The 17701-nt window shown below is 48.2% G+C and carries 14 protein-coding genes and 1 riboswitch; of the genes, 11 read left to right on the top strand and 3 right to left on the bottom strand.

All coding sequences use genetic code 11. The features are described 5' to 3' along the window. The first annotated feature begins 1 nt into the window (after position 1). The 3 genes from ADU23_RS07105 (at position 2) to ADU23_RS07095 (ending at position 4205) form a co-directional block, all read left to right on the top strand. The gene (locus ADU23_RS07105; RefSeq protein ID WP_053377513.1) at positions 2 to 1138 is read left to right on the top strand and encodes a bifunctional cystathionine gamma-lyase/homocysteine desulfhydrase; all 1137 of its coding nucleotides are present in this window, start codon (positions 2 to 4) and stop codon (positions 1136 to 1138) included. Positions 1139 to 1249: 111 nt separating this feature from the next. After that, positions 1250 to 2377, top strand: coding sequence for a copper amine oxidase N-terminal domain-containing protein (locus ADU23_RS07100; RefSeq protein WP_053373107.1), 1128 nt, complete (start codon positions 1250 to 1252; stop codon positions 2375 to 2377). A 247-nt stretch (positions 2378 to 2624) separates the two neighbouring features. Further along, positions 2625 to 4205 carry an ATP-binding protein gene (locus tag ADU23_RS07095; RefSeq protein ID WP_053373106.1) on the top strand — a complete coding sequence of 527 codons (1581 nt, stop codon included), beginning with the start codon at positions 2625 to 2627 and terminating at the stop codon, positions 4203 to 4205. 56 nt (positions 4206 to 4261) lie between these two features. Here ADU23_RS07095 and ADU23_RS07090 read toward each other — a convergent pair whose 3' ends face one another. Beyond that, positions 4262 to 5092 (bottom strand): hypothetical protein, encoded by an 831-nt coding sequence (locus ADU23_RS07090; RefSeq protein WP_053373105.1) that lies wholly within the window; start codon positions 5090 to 5092, stop codon positions 4262 to 4264. Positions 5093 to 5262: 170 nt separating this feature from the next. Further along, the gene (locus tag ADU23_RS07085) at positions 5263 to 6069 is read right to left on the bottom strand and encodes a helix-turn-helix domain-containing protein (RefSeq protein ID WP_053373104.1); all 807 of its coding nucleotides are present in this window, start codon (positions 6067 to 6069) and stop codon (positions 5263 to 5265) included. Between the two features lie 134 nt (positions 6070 to 6203). Between ADU23_RS07085 and ADU23_RS07080 the strand changes: the two genes are divergently transcribed. The 7 genes from ADU23_RS07080 to ADU23_RS07050 all read left to right on the top strand — a co-directional run bounded on the left by ADU23_RS07080 (position 6204) and on the right by ADU23_RS07050 (position 14159). Next, a complete protein-coding gene (locus ADU23_RS07080) occupies positions 6204 to 6653 on the top strand; it encodes an SRPBCC family protein (protein WP_053373103.1) in 450 nt (149 codons plus the stop codon). Positions 6654 to 6823: 170 nt separating this feature from the next. After that, positions 6824 to 7603, top strand: a complete 780-nt coding sequence (locus ADU23_RS07075) for a Cof-type HAD-IIB family hydrolase (protein ID WP_053373102.1) — start codon at positions 6824 to 6826, stop codon at positions 7601 to 7603. 163 nt (positions 7604 to 7766) lie between these two features. Next, positions 7767 to 8489: an ABC transporter ATP-binding protein gene (locus ADU23_RS07070; protein ID WP_053373101.1), complete on the top strand. Its 723-nt coding sequence runs from the start codon at positions 7767 to 7769 to the stop codon at positions 8487 to 8489. A gap of 14 nt (positions 8490 to 8503) precedes the next feature. Next, a complete protein-coding gene (locus ADU23_RS07065) occupies positions 8504 to 9733 on the top strand; it encodes an ABC transporter permease (RefSeq protein ID WP_053373100.1) in 1230 nt (409 codons plus the stop codon). A 288-nt stretch (positions 9734 to 10021) separates the two neighbouring features. After that, positions 10022 to 10108, top strand: a riboswitch (cyclic di-GMP riboswitch). Between the two features lie 119 nt (positions 10109 to 10227). Then, the gene (locus tag ADU23_RS07060) at positions 10228 to 11916 is read left to right on the top strand and encodes a pyridoxal phosphate-dependent decarboxylase family protein (protein WP_053373099.1); all 1689 of its coding nucleotides are present in this window, start codon (positions 10228 to 10230) and stop codon (positions 11914 to 11916) included. Further along, on the top strand, positions 11897 to 13645 hold the full coding sequence (locus tag ADU23_RS07055; protein ID WP_053373098.1) for a methyl-accepting chemotaxis protein: 1749 nt from the start codon (positions 11897 to 11899) through the stop codon (positions 13643 to 13645). Before ADU23_RS07060 ends, ADU23_RS07055 begins: the two co-directional genes overlap by 20 nt. A 130-nt stretch (positions 13646 to 13775) precedes the next feature. Continuing rightward, positions 13776 to 14159: a GNAT family N-acetyltransferase gene (locus ADU23_RS07050; RefSeq protein WP_053373097.1), complete on the top strand. Its 384-nt coding sequence runs from the start codon at positions 13776 to 13778 to the stop codon at positions 14157 to 14159. 281 nt (positions 14160 to 14440) lie between these two features. Here ADU23_RS07050 and ADU23_RS07045 read toward each other — a convergent pair whose 3' ends face one another. Beyond that, positions 14441 to 16600, bottom strand: coding sequence for an ABC transporter transmembrane domain-containing protein (locus ADU23_RS07045; RefSeq protein WP_053373096.1), 2160 nt, complete (start codon positions 16598 to 16600; stop codon positions 14441 to 14443). Between the two features lie 197 nt (positions 16601 to 16797). Between ADU23_RS07045 and ADU23_RS07040 the strand changes: the two genes are divergently transcribed. Beyond that, a complete protein-coding gene (locus ADU23_RS07040; RefSeq protein WP_053373095.1) occupies positions 16798 to 17616 on the top strand; it encodes a protein-glutamine gamma-glutamyltransferase in 819 nt (272 codons plus the stop codon). Positions 17617 to 17701 lie beyond the last annotated feature (85 nt).

Below are 17701 nucleotides of genomic sequence, written 5' to 3'. Positions count from 1 at the left end.
GCTGAAGCGTAAAACGAAGCTGATTCATGGAGGCATTCCATTTGATCCGCATACCGGCGCGGTTAGCGTTCCGATCTATCAAGTCAGCACCTATAAGCAGGACGATATCGGCGTGCATAAGGGGTACGAATATTCGCGTACCGGCAATCCGACACGTCATGCACTCGAGCAGTATATTGCCGATTTGGAGGAAGGTGCAAGAGGGTTTGCCTTCAGCTCGGGAATGGCTGCGATCAACGCTGTTTTTTCGCTGCTGAGCGCGGGAGACCATATTATTTTGACCGATGATGTGTACGGAGGAACCTATCGAATCGTTACGAAGGTGCTCAGCCGGCTAGGCATTGAAGCGACCTTCGTCGATACGACGAGGCTGGAGGAAATCGAAGAAGCGGTCCGACCGAATACGAAGGCGCTATTCGTGGAGACGCCAACGAATCCGCTGCTTAAAGTGACAGATATTGCGAAGGTTGCAGATTATGCCAAGGCGAACCAATTGCTATTTATCGTCGATAATACGTTCAGCACGCCTTATTGGCAGACGCCGATTGCGCTTGGAGCTGATATTGTCGTTCATTCGGCTACGAAATACATTGGCGGACACAGTGATGTAGTGGCGGGCCTTGCTGTCGTGAATAGCGAGAAGCTCGGCGAGGAGCTTCATTTTGTGCAAAATGCTACGGGCGGCGTGCTTGGTCCTCAGGATTCATGGCTGCTCATCCGCGGTTTGAAGACGCTTGGCCTTCGCATGGAGGCCCATGAGGAAAATGCACAGGCAATCGTGGCCTATTTGACGGGATTGGACTCCATTAAGAGCATCCATTACCCCGGACTGAAGAGCCATCCCCAGCATGAGCTGGCTATTCGGCAGGCACGCGGCTTCGGCGGCATTATCTCCTTTGACGTAGGCAGTGCGGGGCGGGCATCGGAGGTTATCCGCAAGCTGAAATATTTTACGCTAGCCGAGAGTCTGGGAGCCGTTGAAAGCCTCATCTCTGTGCCTGCAAAAATGACGCATGCCTCGATCCCGCGCGAGCGTCGAGAGCAGTTGGGCATTACCGACGGTTTAATACGCGTATCGGTAGGGATTGAGGATAGCGAGGATCTGATTGCTGATCTGGAGCAGAGCTTGAAAGGCTAATCCAGCATTTGTTAGAGCGGCAAGATTGATCGAACCCGCAACTTATTCCATCCTAGTCACGTTAGTAGGGTACCCCACAAAAAACGACTAACGACAAAGGATGGTAGACAAATGGCGATTAAATCAAGGTTAAACCGAAATCTTTTGGTTGCTTCTATTGCGACAGCCGTACTTCTAAGTGCAGCAGTACCTGGAGGAACTTCATATAGCGCTTCAGCTAAACCGTCTGTCCCACTTCAATTTCAAATAGGCAGCAGCAAATCCATCGATTACCGCGGCGAGCATACGCTTGCCGCAGCCCCATACGTCATAAACGGAATCTCGATGGTGCCAGTGAGAGCATTGGCGGAGGGATTGCAGGCCAAGCTCGTTTGGGACGGTAAAACGAAGGGAATCACGCTGACTCGCGATGGGCTTACCGTGCAGCTGACGCAAAACAGCGATGCGGTAGTTGGCACGTTTATTAAAAACGTAAAGCTGCCCGCCAAAGTGACGGTTGTAAAAGGAAATATTTTCGTCCCAGCCAAAAGCGTGGCGCAATTGCTTGGCGCTAAGACAACTTGGGATGCGAAGCAGAAAAAAATATCGATTCAAACAAGCGAGGCCGCGATATCGTATCACTATACGTTTGATCAAGGCGAAGATGGCTGGAAGGGAGCTTTCGCTGACCTGCCCGTTGATTATGATCCGGCCATTTATGAGCTGAAATACGGCAGAGAGCTGCTGCCAACAGCTAATAATAAAACCAATTATGGTTTGATGTTAAACGGAATGAATCGAAGCGATGATTTGTTTATGTATGTGACCAAAAAAATCGAAGGCTTGGAGCCGGGCAAAGCCTATCAAGCATCGCTCTCCTTCCAGCTGTATACCGACCAATCCGGCGGAATGATGGGCGTTGGCGGAGCGCCTGGGGAAGCGGTCAGCATTAAAGCCGGCTTCGTGAACAGAGAGCCGGCAGCGACCGAGTCGAATGCGGAAGGCCAACCTCATTTCCGTATGAATATCGACAAAGGCAATCAGAAGACAGAGGGCGCGGATATGAAAATCGTTGGCAACATGGTGCAGCCTAATGATGCGCTGAAAGGTTTCCAACCGGTGGCCATGCAGCATGCAGCAACCCTTACCGCTAACGATAAAGGCGAAATTTACGTGATCGTGGGCAGCGATTCCGGATATGAAGGCCTTACTACTTTTTACCTAGATAATATGAAGGTTACGCTCCTGCCCCAAGGGTAATGTTTCAGCAAAAAAAAGCGGCTCTGCTATGGCTCTATGCCGTCGTAGGACCGCTTTTTTTATTTGGAAACATTATGAAAATACCCGATCAAATGTTGATTTTCTTTTGGTACTTTTCTATTTTTGGGGAATCTCAATATTTATAAACGAATTTTAATAAAATTGGGAAGGATTGTGAGCAGTATAGCTAGAATAATTGGGTAATGTCCAACAAAATGGAAGCTCGCCCTCCTGGAAAGGTAACAACATGATAAATAACGATAGACTCATAGAGTCACATAAGCAATGCGTGCGGCTAGGCCTTGATTCAAAAGAACTACCTATTTTCCTTGAATGCTATACTGCCGCTGAGCTTGATGAGCAGCGCAGCCAATATAAAGAGATTATTGAGGTCATCGGTTTTTTTGTGGATAAATTTTTATCCTCTGTATCAGGAGATCCTTTTTTTATTGCGATTTCAGATCATGAAGGCCATATTCTTGAATTTAAAGGCGACCCGTCCATCATCGCTACGGTTCGGCAGCTAGGCATTATGGAGGGCGTTCGGTTCACGGAAGAGCTGGGTACGAATGCGGTCCATTTGAGCATATGCCACAATGAGCCTATTCAGCTTATCGGTAAGGACCATTATCACGAGGTGCTGCATGAGCTTGCTTGTTATACGACGCCTTTCCACAATCAGGGTAACGGACAGCTGCTCGGAACCCTCTCATTGATGACCAGTGTGCAATTCACCCATCCTCACATGCTTGCGCTTCTATGTACGATCGTCGATTCTATTGAACGCGAGCTGCTATTGCGAAAAAACAATACCCAGCTGCAAATCCTAAATCAGGTGCTGCTGGAGACCAACTATTATGGTGTGGTCATTACAGACGCGCTGGGAACAATTATAGATACAAACGATATCAGCGAATCCATTCTCAGCAATGGGTTAGACGGCGATCGCGGCTGCTTAGGTACAAGCGTTTTTGAAAGGAGCTTGATTGGCCCTTATTTCGAGCAGGTTATTAACTGCAGGGAGTCATGCGTAGGGATAGAGGTATCGTTGCAGGTTGGTACGATGCAGCACCATTATATGCTTGATGTAGTGCCTATCTATGATAATGATAACAAGCTTACAAGAGTGGTTGGCAGCTTGCGGGATATTACAGAGATGAAGATGACAGAGGAGCTGCTGCGGAATACGGAGAAGCTCTTGTTTGCAGGCCAGATCGCAGTCAGCATTGCACACGAAATCCGCAACCCGATGACTACGGTTAAGGGGATGCTGCAGCTGTCCAGTAAAACGACCAACCCTCATTATTATAACATGATGATGTCTGAGCTGGAGCGTATGAATGCTATCGTAGGCGAGTTCTTAATATTAGGGAGACCGCAGGCGGTCCAGTACAAAGAAGAGCTGTGCGGCAATATTTTGCTAGAGGTGCTGTCGGTATTTGAAATGCAATTTGCAATGAACGGCATTCAAATACAAAGCGATATTAAAGAGCAGAAGACGATACGTTGCGATCGCGATCAAGTGAAGCAGGTCATTTTGAACATCTTGAAAAATGCGATGGAAGCTCTTCCCTATGGAGGGGAGATTAACATTCGGCTGGATATCGTCGATGGGTATCAGCGGCTGCGGTTTGCCGATAATGGCGTTGGCATGACGGACGAGGTTCTGCAGCGTATTGGACAGCCCTTTCATACGACAAGGCGAGACGGCAATGGTCTTGGCATGATGATCGTGGACAAAATTATTTCCTCCCATAATGGCCGTCTTGTGCTGTCAAGCGAGCTTGGAGTAGGGACAACGGTTGAGGTGTGGTTCCCTAGCATATAAGACTAAGGTTATGCAGAAGCGCGTTCGGTTGCCGAGACGCGCTTTTTTTGCCGTGTTTATTTCAAGGAGGAGGCGATTTGCGCATCGACCTTGGCAATGATGGCCATCGCCTGCTGTTCATACGCGTACGTATTTTGTTTAAAGCCGATGATTTGCTGCATATAGGCGAGCAATCGTATGAAGGAGCTTTGCGTCGCTGTCGCGTCACCCTTTCTGACTACTTGCTTTAAAATAGATGCTTCCGCGGCGAACTGTTTTTTTGTGTGGCTAACGGAGCTGTTGGAAGCTTTAATCTTTATCTTGATGGGGTCGATATGGCTGAGTTGCTCGCGCAGCTTTTTTATCGTGTTAGCCGTGCTTGCTTTCCCGTTCTTAAGCGCGGCTTCCTTGCTGCGGATATCGAGCTTGGCAAGCTGAACGGCTGCTTTGGTCGTTTCGACCTGTGGCTTGAGCACATTAACAATGGTCTTATCCTTAAATGATTTGGCGATGCTTAGCTGCTGATTTAATGAGTCATACATTCTAAATAAAGGCTCATATTTCTTTTTTACCTGTGTGACGGCAGCCTCAAGCTTCAGCAGCTTATCCGCGTCTAATTCTTTTATTCGTTTGCGCGTTGCAAGGATGGCCTCTTCGTTTTGAAAACGCAGCTTGCTTATTTTAGAGTCCCAATCCAACGCCAGCTTCTGTGTGGTTTGCAGTTCTGCGTACTGTGTCGTCAGCTTGGCTGCGGTCGTTTTGTCCGAAGCTCCTTTCATTTTGTCAAAGGCGGTTTTGACGGTAACGCTAAACTCGAATGAAGCGGCAGCATAGACGGAAGGATGAACAAGCGAGAGCAGAAGCGTGAGGGCAATCGATAATGCGGCAAACCTTGAACTAAAGCGCATAATGAGTGAAGCCTCCTTTTTTTATAGGCAAACAACGCAAAAAAAGCACCTGCAAGATAGGCGTCATACGCCATCTCTTACGGGTGCTTCCATCGTAAGCCGTACTTATTTAACTGATTTCTATCAATATACAGGATGCTTCCGTCTGTCGTCAAGAAGCGATTGGTTTGCTATAAAGCCGCGGGTTTCGCATACACGTCCGGCGTTTTGCCGATAATGGATTTGAAATCCTTTATGAAATGCGATTGATCGTAATACCCGAGATCGGCAGACAGCTTAAGCGGATCGTGGTGGCTGCCTGTATCTATAGCTTCAGCGGCGTTTTGTAATCGGTACAGCTTGATGACCCATTTGGGGCTTATCCCGACGTACTGATTAAATAAGCGCTGAAGCTTTCTTTTGTTTATGGCGAACAATTCGCATATTTGCTCTACTTTAGTCAGTTCGCGATCCTCCTGGATGCGCGTTATGATTTGGTTGATATGCGTAATTGCATCATCATTCTCAGGAAGGCAACTTAGGAACAGGGCTTCCGTAAGCGCGATTTTGCGGGCTATATCGGTCGTGGAATGGAGCTCCTGCTCATAGCGGGCAGCGTCGGTGCCAAATACAGCTTCAACGGAAAGAGCCTGATCCGTAAGGCTGGAGAGCGGCGATAGAACAAAGGGATAGAAGCCGCCGGGTTGGAATTTAACGCCGAATACTTGTCCCTTGCCTTCAATTTTCTTCGTATACATCCGGCTGGCTACGCCATAGATGCCGCTTCTATGATCCTCCATAACCATATTGACGCATGGGTTCGGAACAACATCCTGCAAATAAGGCGGCTCGCCTTCCAAATTCCAGCTAACGACCCAATAGTGTTTAATGAAGTGGCGAAGAGGCTCAGAGGGAGTATAACGGGAAAGCTGAAATTTTTTCTCGCCCTCGTTCATCTGCAAAATCCCCATACTGCGCTTTTGGTCCGTTGCGTTCATCAATGAATCACTCCTATTGGTCATTTTGTCGCGTTTTTACAATACTAGCTATTCGAATGGCGTTATACTACGTATGGAAGCGCCTATTGAGCACAAAGCAAACCCTATATGGATTCAGAAAAGGAGTGTATGTCATGGAGTTTAAATATGAGTTTTATATCGGAGCATCACCGGAGAAGGTATGGAATGCATTTGTATCGCCGGAAGGAACGCGCCAAACTTTTTTTGGCTGCGTCATCGATTCTACCTTTGAAGTAGGATCTTCCTACCGGTATGTTGGCCCGGGTGCTGATGGTGACGAGACCGTTCACATCTACGGTACTATTTTAGCATATGAGCCGAATAAAATACTGAGCTATTTGGAGCATCCGGGGCCTTCTTACAGGGAGAACCATGCGGAGCTGGAATCTACGATCACCTTCAAGCTAGAAGAGGTCGGGGCAACAACGAGACTTACGGTAATCAATCATGCATTTACAGAAAACCATCCGGGGCTGGAGACAGTCGATAGCCAGTGGTGGATGATTCTAAACAATTTGAAAACCTTTATCGAGACAGGCAAAAACTTGGATTTTGGCTGGTAAGCATAAGGATAACCATAATAGGGCTGTTCCAAGAGGCGATGACCTTGAGGGACGGTCCTTTTTTTCGTTCGTTCGATGAGGAATGATTCCTTTTAAGTCCCTGATTCTTTATACTGTATAAAAAGGACAGGCGGCATACGTCTGCGACATCGGATAGGAGAGAAGACAGAATGAGCTATAAAATCGTTTTTTTTGACATCGATGGAACGTTGATCAATGAGCATAAGGAAATACCGGCAGATACGATCAAGGCAATTGCAGAGCTGAAGGAAAGCGGCGTTGAGCCGGTTATCGCTACAGGAAGAGCGCCATACTTTATTAAGCCGCTCGCTGAACAGCTGGGAATTGAATCGTTCGTTTGCCTAAATGGCGGTTATGTTGTATATAAAGGAACCCCGCTATACAGGCGTGAAATTGAGAAAAGCCGCTTGGAGGCGCTCGTTAAGGTAGCAGCAGAGCATAATCACGGACTCGTTTTTGAAGGCGAGCATAACTATTTCGCGGACAAAGAGGATCATCCTTTTATTATCGAATCGGTTAATTCGCTAAAGGTTGATCTGCCGGGCTATAATCCTGAATTTTGGAAGACGGATGGCATTTATCAAGTATTTCTCCACTGCGAGAGCCATGAGGAGCATTTGTACGACGGGCTGCATTCGGAATTAAAGCTTATTCGCTGGCACCCGCAAGCTATTGATGTTCTGCCGGCAGGCGGATCGAAGGCGCAAGGCATCGAAGCGCTGCTGGATAAGCTTGGCCTTACTACGGCGGATGCGGTCGCATTTGGCGATGGGCTGAACGACAAAGAGATGCTGGAGACGGTTGGTTTCGGCATAGCGATGGGCAACTCTCACCCGGAGCTGCTTCCATTTGCTGATTTTGTGACGACGCACGTGGATGAGCAGGGTATTCGGAACGGTTTAATTGAAGCGGGCTTATTGCAAAAATAGATCCATTCATGCCGGGCAATTAGCCGGTTCATATAAGCAGCAATGCAGCCCTGCCTCTTCTTGAGACGGGGCTGTTTGCACTTCATGGTCGTGAATGGAACTTTCTGGGAACACTATTCGTAGATGATCTATAGAGTGCGTCAGGAGAGGCGGTTATTTACATATGGATAGTTCGGGAAAACCTGATTATGCGCTGCGCGTCGCTATTTCGGAAGCGGGCTATGAGGAAGGCAAGCCCACTATACGCAGCATTAAGCTCGAAGTAGCGCCAGGCGAGCTGGTGGGCTTAATTGGGCCTAACGGAGCGGGCAAAAGTACGACGATCAAGACGATTCTTGGTTTAATGGCATACGTAAGGGGCGAAATCGAGATCGGCGGTCAAAATAAACGGTACGCCTATGTGCCGGAGCAGCCGGTGTTTTATGACTATTTTACGCTGTGGGAGCATTTGCATTTGGCAGCATCGGCGTTCGGAATCGAGGAGAAGGCGTTTGCTGCCAAAGCGGAGGAGCTGCTGGAGCAATTCCGTTTGACTGGGGAGAAGCATCATTATCCGACGCATTTCTCCAAGGGAATGCAGCAAAAGCTGATGCTCATCATCGCTTTTCTGCTTGAACCGGACATTTATATCGTCGATGAACCGTTTGTCGGCCTTGACCCGAGAGCTACGACGGATTTTTTAACGCTGCTTGATGGCGAACGGGCGCGCGGTGCAGGCGTGCTCATGTCGACTCATGTCCTTGACGCCGCAGAGCGGATTTGTAATGCGTTTGTCCTCATTAACAAAGGATCTGTCGTTGCACGGGGTACGCTTGGACAGGTTAGGCAAGACGCGGGATGCGCAGCGGATGCGACTTTGTTCGAGTGCTTTCACGCATTGACTTAAAGGGGCTGAATGTGATGCTTACACCAAGGCAGCTCTTCTGGATTCGCTTGAAAAAGAATGGGAAAGAGCAGCTCCGGGTTTGGAATAGCGTGCTCGACTGGTCGGTTTGGCTCTATTTGGTTATACCGGGCTTGTTCATTGGCGGAGGATTGTATAGGGAGATTTTGCTGGAAATGCCGAAATGGGCATTGAGCCTGCCATGGGCAAAGTTTTATCCTATTTTGCTTCTTCTTCTGTTGCTCTCCGGGCAGATCCGCATATTCGTTGAGAGCGCCGACCGATTGTTTTTGCTGCAGCGGCCGGAATGGCTTCGGACGCTAAAACGATGCGGATTCGGATATACGCTGGCGGTTAAGTTCGTTGTAATCGGATTGCCGTTTCTTCTCTTGCTGCCATTTTTGTTAAAGGCAGAAGGATTAACGGGACTGCAGCTTGTTCTAGCTTATTGCTATACCATCGTAACCGGCATGATACTGGCTATTGGCATTCATATGCTCCAAGGCAAGCTGGTCGGTTGGCGCAAGCGGTCGGCTCAATTGATGACCTTGCTTCTTTTCATAGCCTTCTACATCACTCCGATGCTGGCATGGACTTACGATACAAGGCTGCTCGGCATATCCCTTGGCGCTGGCATTGTTGCCTTGCTCGTTATGACGCGATTTGGCTTGCGGTCGCCCATTAACTTTGAAGCAGAGGTGAAGCAGGAGAGCGAGACGCGCCTGCGCAGCACGGAACTGCTCATGAGCCAGGTCATTGAAGCGAAGCCGCTCGTGCGCCTGAAAAGTCCGTTTCTCTTCCGCAGGTCCCAGCGCTTGTTCCGCAAATCGGACTCAGGAACTGTCCTCGCAGAGCTGAGACTAAAGGCGTTTTTGCGAGGCATGACCAACCTCAGGGTCTGGCTTAGTTTTATATCCGCATCAACAGTGGCCGTCTCGCTAGTGCCGGGACCGGTTGCGCTGTTCCTTGTGGCAGCGTTATCGCTGCTTGGCGCGGCGTGGCTTCAGCTCCAATGGAAGCAGTGGTTCGCGGAAGCGTTTATCGTACAGTTCCCATGGACGTCTGGAAGCGCTAGGAGAGGGGCGGTCATTTCACGCTTTTGGCTGCTGCTGCTCCCTATGCTCCTGTGGTCCGCCATTGCCGGATATAAGCTGCTTGGCGTACAAGCTGCTATTATGGCAGCATTGCTTTGCTTTATCCTATGGGGCTGTATCAGCCTCTTTACACTGCGCAAGCCAGCTGATTAAACAGCGTTGAGAAACAGAGTAAGCGGCCATGGCCAGTCACTGATCATGGCCGTTTTTTTCACTATAAATGTAATCGCTTTAACTTAATAATATCCAATATTTATTTCATTTATCGACAGTTAACGATGGGTGCAACGAAATAATAGATTTTTTTGTGTCGAATCGTGATGAATTATGATGAAGATTAAGATAAAGGTGTTGATCTTATAAATGGAAAATAGTAGAATGTTTCTAAATCAATCCAGTGATTGCCAATATTATCTATGGAATAAATATGCATTTTAAAAATAGAATATCAGGCAAAACCTCTGAAAAGCGGTGACGCAAAGCTATAGGGACTACTTCTTAACCGAGAAATGTCAGCCAGTTGCAACCGAAGCAAACGGTATAGCTATGAATATATATAGCCGGTATCTTTTTTTTCTATGCCTATTTTTCCGTAGAGTGTATCTATGGAGAGATTTTAGAGATAGGAGAGAGAAGAGGGATCGTTCATGGATAAAAGCATTGGATCTGATATTCGCAATCTTTTCCCTAGTGATGATGGCAGCTTGGAGCAACGTAATAAGTTGCTAGAACTATTTACTCAGCTTGTAACAGGCGTAGATGAGTTAAAAGATCCAGAATCGGTTTATCTGAAAGGTCAAAAAGAAAGAGGACCTTCTTTTTACAGTGATTTGGTAAACGAAAGTCGCATTCCCCGTACGGGCCAACCGCTTCAAGACGTGAACAAAGAGCTTCTGAAACTTCTTTACGCTCACCCTTATCATACGAAGTATTTTCTTACGAACATTTTACCGATGGCAAGCATACCTGGCGTGCTTGGCATGATCGCCGCATTTTTGGTAAACGGCAACAATCTTTGGGATGTATACGGGCCAGCTGGCGCTGAGGCTGAGGTCAAGGTTGTTACGATGATGTCTAAGCTTGTTGGATATAACGCTTCCGTAAGCGGAGGATATACGACCTGGGGCGGACAAGGGGCTATATTCACCGCGCTGCGGCTAGCTATCAACAAGAACTCTGCTGCCGCTTCCAAGAGCGGAGTGCCTAAGCATGTATATTCGTTTTGTTCCGAAGCGGCACACTACAGTTTATATAAATCGATGGAAGCGACCGGTCTTGGCAGCGACAACCTCATTAAAGTAAAAACGAATGAGGACAGCTCGATGAATGTCGCCGATTTAAAGGGAAAAATGGAGAAGGTTATTCAATCCGGAGGCATTCCTATCTTTATAGTCGCAACTACGGGAACAACCGATGCAATGGGCATAGACAACCTTGATGAAATTGCCGGAGCGGCTGAACAGCTTGCTAACGAATATGATGTTCCACGTCCGCATATTCATGCCGATTCTGCTCTTGGCGGATTTTTTGCCTTTTTTAATGATTATGATTTTATTGGCAATCCGCTCTCTTTCTCTCAGGGTGTGTCGGCTAGTCTGCAAGAAATCCAAAGCCGAATGAAGCATCTGCATCTAGCCGATTCACTTTGCTTTGACTTTCAGAAGCTGGGGCAGACGCCTTATTCGACAAGCTTGTTTTTGGTGAAAAATGCTGCCGATTTGAAGCTTGTGGATTTGGACCCGGACGAGACTCCGTACGTGGGGCATCGCGGATATGGCCAGTACCATACCAGCTATACGCTCGAATGCTCAAGAATGGGCAGCTCTATCAGCATATACAGCGCCTTGTTAGCGTTTGGCGTCGAAGGGTATCAACGGCTTTTGGCTCAATTTGTCGAGGTCAACCATACGTTCCGCCTTGCTTTGGCTCGCGAAATTCCTGAAGCCGTTATCGTTAATGCGGACAATCCGGGTATTATCACTCTGTTCCGAATCTATAGCGACGGTTCCAATGGCTATAAAAGCGAGCTAAGCGGGCAGCAGTCCTATGAACAAATTGCCCACACCAATGAGCTGAACGAAATCCTTTTTGAAATATTGGGAAAAGAGAGAGGGAAAATGTTTTTTGGCGATACGAAGAAACATCTCTATGTCCCAACGTCGGACGGAAAACGTCTCGCCCTGTTCGCATCCAAGCTATTTGTCATCTCTCCTTATACGCAAAAAGAGCATGTCGAAGAAATCGTTAGCTACTTAAAGCAGAAAGTGCAGGAAACTTACACAGCATATCGGCGATTACATCCTGGGGGTATTGTCCATGAAGAAATCTATCATTAATTTTGCATGGTTTAAAGAGCATCTCTCTGTAAAAATCGCATTCAATATTTTTATTTTGCAGCTCATTACATGTATTGCCTTTGCTTTTTCGGGTTATGTCGTAAATCAGAATCTCACGGAAAGCTTAGTCGACCAATTCGATAAACGCCTCCAGACCGACATTCAAATCGCCTCGGATGCTTTTGCAGCGATACCCGGCACAGATATGGAAATAGCGAGTGCAGAGGATCCTAACTACACGAAAGTCAAAGCGGCATTTGAAAATTTAAAAGTAGAGCATAGTTTGGAAAATATTTATGTCTTGTCAAATAGTCAGCAAAAGGAACGTATTCTGATTTTATCTGGCGTACCTGATGATTTTGGAACGCCTTATCCTTTTACGAATGAGATGAAAGAAGCCGTAAGTGCAAATCAGCCTGTCATTAGCCCGATCTATAAGGACGAGTATGGCACGCACAAATCGATTTTTGTTCCGCTCACTAACCAGAAGAGCGAGGCTTACGGAATTCTTGGGATTGACTTGGATGCCTCAATCGTTCCGAAAACGACTTCCTCAGCAAAGGTTACCTCCCTCATCATAACGATAATGATGTTTGTTGTGGGCAGTGTCTTGGCCATCGTAATCAGCAAAATTATAACGAACCCATTACGTAAACTGATGATTGCTACGGAAAAAATCGCTAAAGGCGATTTGCAGACGACGATCTCTGTCGCTAGCCGGGATGAAATCGGGAAGCTGGCGGGTTCCTTTGACTCCATGATTACAAGTCTAAAGGGTCTTATTCATCAGGTGACTTCATCCTCCACTCTAATAGCAGATACTAGCCAGCATCTGCACCAGTCTGCGGGTGAATCGACGAACAGTGCAGCACAGGTAGCGGATTCTACGAACCGAATGAGCGACGGCATCAACCATATTGTCATCAGTGTGTCCAACAGCAATACGACCATTCTCGATATCGATTCCGAAATCAAAAGCGTATCGGGCGGCATGAAGGATATGCAAAGCATTGCGGCCCAGGTGCAAGAGCAATCGGAGCAAGGGCAAAATTTAGTCGAGCATACGTTAAAGCAAATGAATCTTATTAAGGATGCGATGACCCATTCGCAAGAAGCGGCAGCAATGCTTGATGAGCGCTCCAAGGAAATAAGCGAGATTATTACGATCATCTCCGACATTTCCTCTCAGACAAATCTGCTGGCTTTAAATGCTTCGATTGAGGCGGCCCGTGCAGGAGAAGTCGGGCGTGGGTTTGCGGTTGTAGCGGGTGAAGTGAAGAAGCTGGCCGCTCAATCCGCCGAGGCTGCGCTATCCATAACAGAGCTCATTTCCAGCACGCAGGCTAACAGCAGGCTAGTCATAGAACGCATATCAGAAGGCAGCAACGCGGCCGATCAGGGCTTATCGTGGATTACGGGCACATACGACAACTTTAAAGACATTCACAGCGGCGTCTCGCACTTCTACGAGCATACGGATCATCTGCTGCACGCGCTGGATAAGGTGGACGATTCTTTCGGACAGATCTCTGGCGCTATGCAGCAAATTTCGGGAATTACGCAGGAGCAGGCTGCAGGTACGGAAGAGGTTGCGGCAGCCGCTCAGCAGCAAAGCGCATCCATGCAGGAAATTTCTGCGTCCATTGCACAGCTATCCACGCTCTCTGTTGATCTTAAGGAATCGGTTAAGCATTTTAAGCTTGATAAACAAGGTCAAATTGCGGTGTAATTTCCTAGACGGATTAGAAACGCTTATGGACAGGCGGTTCATCGCAAGTCTATTAGGGTAAGGACTAGTAGAAAGCAGGTTAAGCCCAATGAGGGCTTCGACTACACCGTTCTAGGAGGTGCGACCGACAATGAGTACAGACAAGGACATGTATGGGGCAGTAGAAGAGGAAATTTTGGCCAAAAAGCAGGGCAACAGCTATTTGCTGACGACTGCAAAGGGAACGATCGGAGAGATCACGTACTCGATGGTTGACGTGGATACGTGGGTTATTGACCATACGTTCGTTGACGGCGCGTATCGCGGCCGCGATTTGGGACGGCAATTGTTAGATTTTGTTGTCGAAGAGGCTAGGGAAAAAGGCAGACGGATTATCCCTTCGTGCACTTACGCGTTAGCGCAGTTCAAGCGGCATCCCGAATATGCGGATGTATGGGAGAAGACGAGCAAGGAATACTCGGACCCATACAGCTCAGGAGGCGCCGGGGCATCCGGAGGGAAATTGCCTAATTAAATTCATCGCTCGACGCAAAGAAGGAACGCTCTCGAAAGGTCTGGATGGACCTTTTGGGAGCGTTCTTTTTTGTTTTTAGAGGATGCGTGAAACAGTGTCTGTGTTCTCCCGCCAAATGAGCTCCCAAGCCGCCACCGGCTGAGAATAGAGCTAGAAAGCAGCTCTATTCCGCTCAAACGAAGCAGAGTCCATATACTTGTGCCGCTAGAAAGGGGCTGTCTCATAAGGTCAGAAACGACCAAAGAGAAAGCCCCCATATAGTTGTGTAGGAATGAGTTCTTCTATTTACGTTCTTTCAGCGTTTGTCTTACGCGCACATTCATTTCTGGATGCTTAGAGAGGACGTAATGCAGCCCTTTCCGCTGCAGGGTAAGAAAGACGCAAGATGTAATAGCCGTTACATCGGCGGTACGAGGGACGTTGTTAAGCAGCGCGATTTCCCCAAAATGATCGCCGTCCTCCAAAATAGCAAGCCGCTGCTTGCCGTCCTCAGCCTGGGCATTCCGGCGCGATACCTCCACTCGGCCGCGAGCAATTAAATAAAATTTCTCCCCCTGCTCGCCCGCATGAATGATGGGCTGGCCGGCGGCAAACGTCTCCGTATTAAACAGGCTGCGAATCTCCTCCAGAATGCCAGTATCCACCCCTTGAAAGAACGGAAGCTTCGCAAGCCTTTCCTCGTCAATATCCGCTTCCTGTCCGCTACCCGATACCTGCATGCCGTTTTGTTTATCCCATAGCTCTTTATAATACCCGCCGCTCTCAAGCATATGCTGATGAGTGCCGCTATCGACAAGCTCGCCCTTATCAAATACAAAAATACGATCCGCTCCGGTAATGGAGGACAAGCGATGAGTAACCGTAATGACCGTCCGATTGCGAGAAAGCTCCTTAAACGTACGATTAATGGATGCCTCGGATATCGGGTCAAGGGCAGAGGTTGCTTCGTCGAGCAATAAGATTTGCGGATTTTTGAGGATGGCGCGTGCGATTGCTAACCGCTGCCGCTGCCCGCCGGAGAAGTTTGAGCCTTCGTCCAATACCTCGGTGTCATAGCCGCTTGGGAGAGTCATGATGAAAACATGAATTTCCGCTTTCTTGGCGGCCTCCATCACTTCTTCCTTGGTTGCTTCCGGCTTGCTGATGCGAATGTTCTCAAAAATCGTTCCGCGAAAGAGGAAGTTTTCCTGAAAGACGACGCCAAGCCGTTCACGGAAGGAGCTGCGGCTAATGTCCTGCATCGGATGGCCGTTGATTTCCAATTGGCCGGCCGTCGGCTCGTAGAAGCCTAACACAAGCTGGACGAGCGTGCTTTTGCCGGAGCCGCTGGAGCCTACGAATGCGGCGGTGGTACCGGGCGCGATATGAAGATCGATGTTTTTCAAAGCTTCCTGCTCTTCGTTATAGCGGAACGACACGCCAGAGAACCTGATGCCCGGCAGCTTGTTCTGCTCGCTTGTCAAAGGCATGTTTCCTGTCGCTTCTTTGGGCGCCAGCAGCAGCTTGTCCATTCTCTCGATGCTGACCGAAGCGTCGGTTAGGGTCGGTATCGTAAAGGTAAGGTTGAAGACCGAATTGCCCATTGAAGTATACATGGTGAAGAAGGCAACCAAAGAGCCCAGTGAAATATATCCGCGAAGCGCCAGATAAGAGCCAAATGCGATAATCGACAGGTTGACGAGCAGCAGGCTGACCATCGGAATTCTCTCCAGCTGCGCGTTTATTACATTTTTACGGTAATGAATGAGAAACATCGCTTGCAGCCTGTCGGCAAATTTATCTTTCATCGCTTGCTGCAGGTTATAGCCTTTGATGACCTTTTGCGCTTTAATATTTTCCTGCACATCGCCGGTCATATGGTCTAACTGTTCCTTGTGGCTGGCGTTGATCGCCTGCGCTCGGCTGCCCAGCAAATAAGGTCCGGCAAAAATAACGACGGCGCCAAGCAAAATGGCAAGCGCCATGCTCCACTGCAAATAGATTAAGACGGCGGTACTGATCGTGACAACGGCTAACGATTGGAGACCAATAGTCAAAACGACATTCATCGCTCTTTCGATAGCAGGGAGATCAACGGAGAAATAGGAGAGAAGCTCGCTTGAGCGCGTTTGCTGGAAGAAGCCGATATTGACCTGCTGCATATGCTCGAACAATCGCATCCGCAGATCCCTTTGCACGCGCGCAGTCAGCTTGGCGAGCGCATAGTCGCTCAATACGCCGGCGCTAAGGCAAATTACGCCGCTTACGGCGAGGACGATTAAGATAAGGAAAAAGGCGTCCATATCCTCAGGCACGATGGCTTTGTCGATGAGCAGTTTAAAGCTGAGCGGAGCTAATGATATAAAAGCGAGATCAAGAGCCAGCATGAGTAGGAAAAAGGCAGCCAGCGGCTTATAAGCGCGCAAATAGCTGATTAAATGCTTCAAGACGGTAAAAACCATATCGTTATGGGCTCCTTCTGAGCAATTATGGGGGATATCGACAAATTATACCATGGCAGGACCATGAACAGAAGATGGTTTGCAGATAAGGCGGCGTGCTGCAAAAGGACAGGCTTTTGCCCAATCACTGCTCACAAAAAAATTTTTCGTACGTACAATAACCTAATGGAATATCGAATAATGGGAGGAGAACGACAGTGATACTTGTTTCGGGCAGTCCTACGTTTTCACTTAATCCGCTTACGCTGACAGAGCTGGAGAGAAGAATACTGCAAGCCAAGCAGAAAAGTCAGGTCGTTTATCGCTATCCGTCTGTCGATGCATTGGAGTTTGAGCTGAAAATGCGCACCCACATCGTAGAAGCGGCCAAAGCGCTCTATGCAGGCGGAGCGAACTTTGCGACTTTTGCAGGCTCTAAGTGCAATGAGCAGTACTGGACGCGGACGGAAAACGGCGGCTTTCAGCTTAATGGAGGCGTACTGCCTTCGGTGGGAATAAACGATATTTTCGAAAATGGGCATCTATACGGATTTGAATGCGCAGGCGCAATCATCATTATATTGTACAAGGCGGTGCTCGATACCGTCGGCGAAGCGGTGTTTAATACGTATTTTCAAAACCTGTTTCTTCGGGATTGGCAGTATGACCGCGATCTGCGCTTAGTTACGACTTATAATAAAAATGAAGCTTATCCCGGCGATGTGCTTTATTTCAAAAATCCGGAGCATGACCCGGAAACGCCGGAATGGCAAGGCGAGAACGTCGTCATGCTGGATGACAATTTGTATTTTGGGCATGGCATTGGCATTGAATCGGGACAGGATATTATAGCTTCCCTGAATCGTATGCGTAAGGATGGCAGCACGATATCGGCCTATTTGCAGGATTTGGTCGTTACGCCGGATTTCGAGTATTTGCGCGGCCTTTCCGTGAGGGATGCTTGGTGGGACGCGGCTGGAGAGGAACGGGAATACCCGGTCGTTGGGACTGTCGGCGGCGGCTACCTTTATTTATAAATAAAGATTATGCTTTAATAATAAGCATCAGCGCAGAAGCACCCGTAACGAGAGCGTATCCGCTTGCGCTTACCGGTGTTTCTTT

The sequence above is a fragment of the Paenibacillus sp. FJAT-27812 genome (genome assembly GCF_001273905.1).
Taxonomy (GTDB): domain Bacteria; phylum Bacillota; class Bacilli; order Paenibacillales; family Paenibacillaceae; genus Pristimantibacillus.
This window is presented reverse-complemented; position numbering and strand designations above follow the sequence as displayed.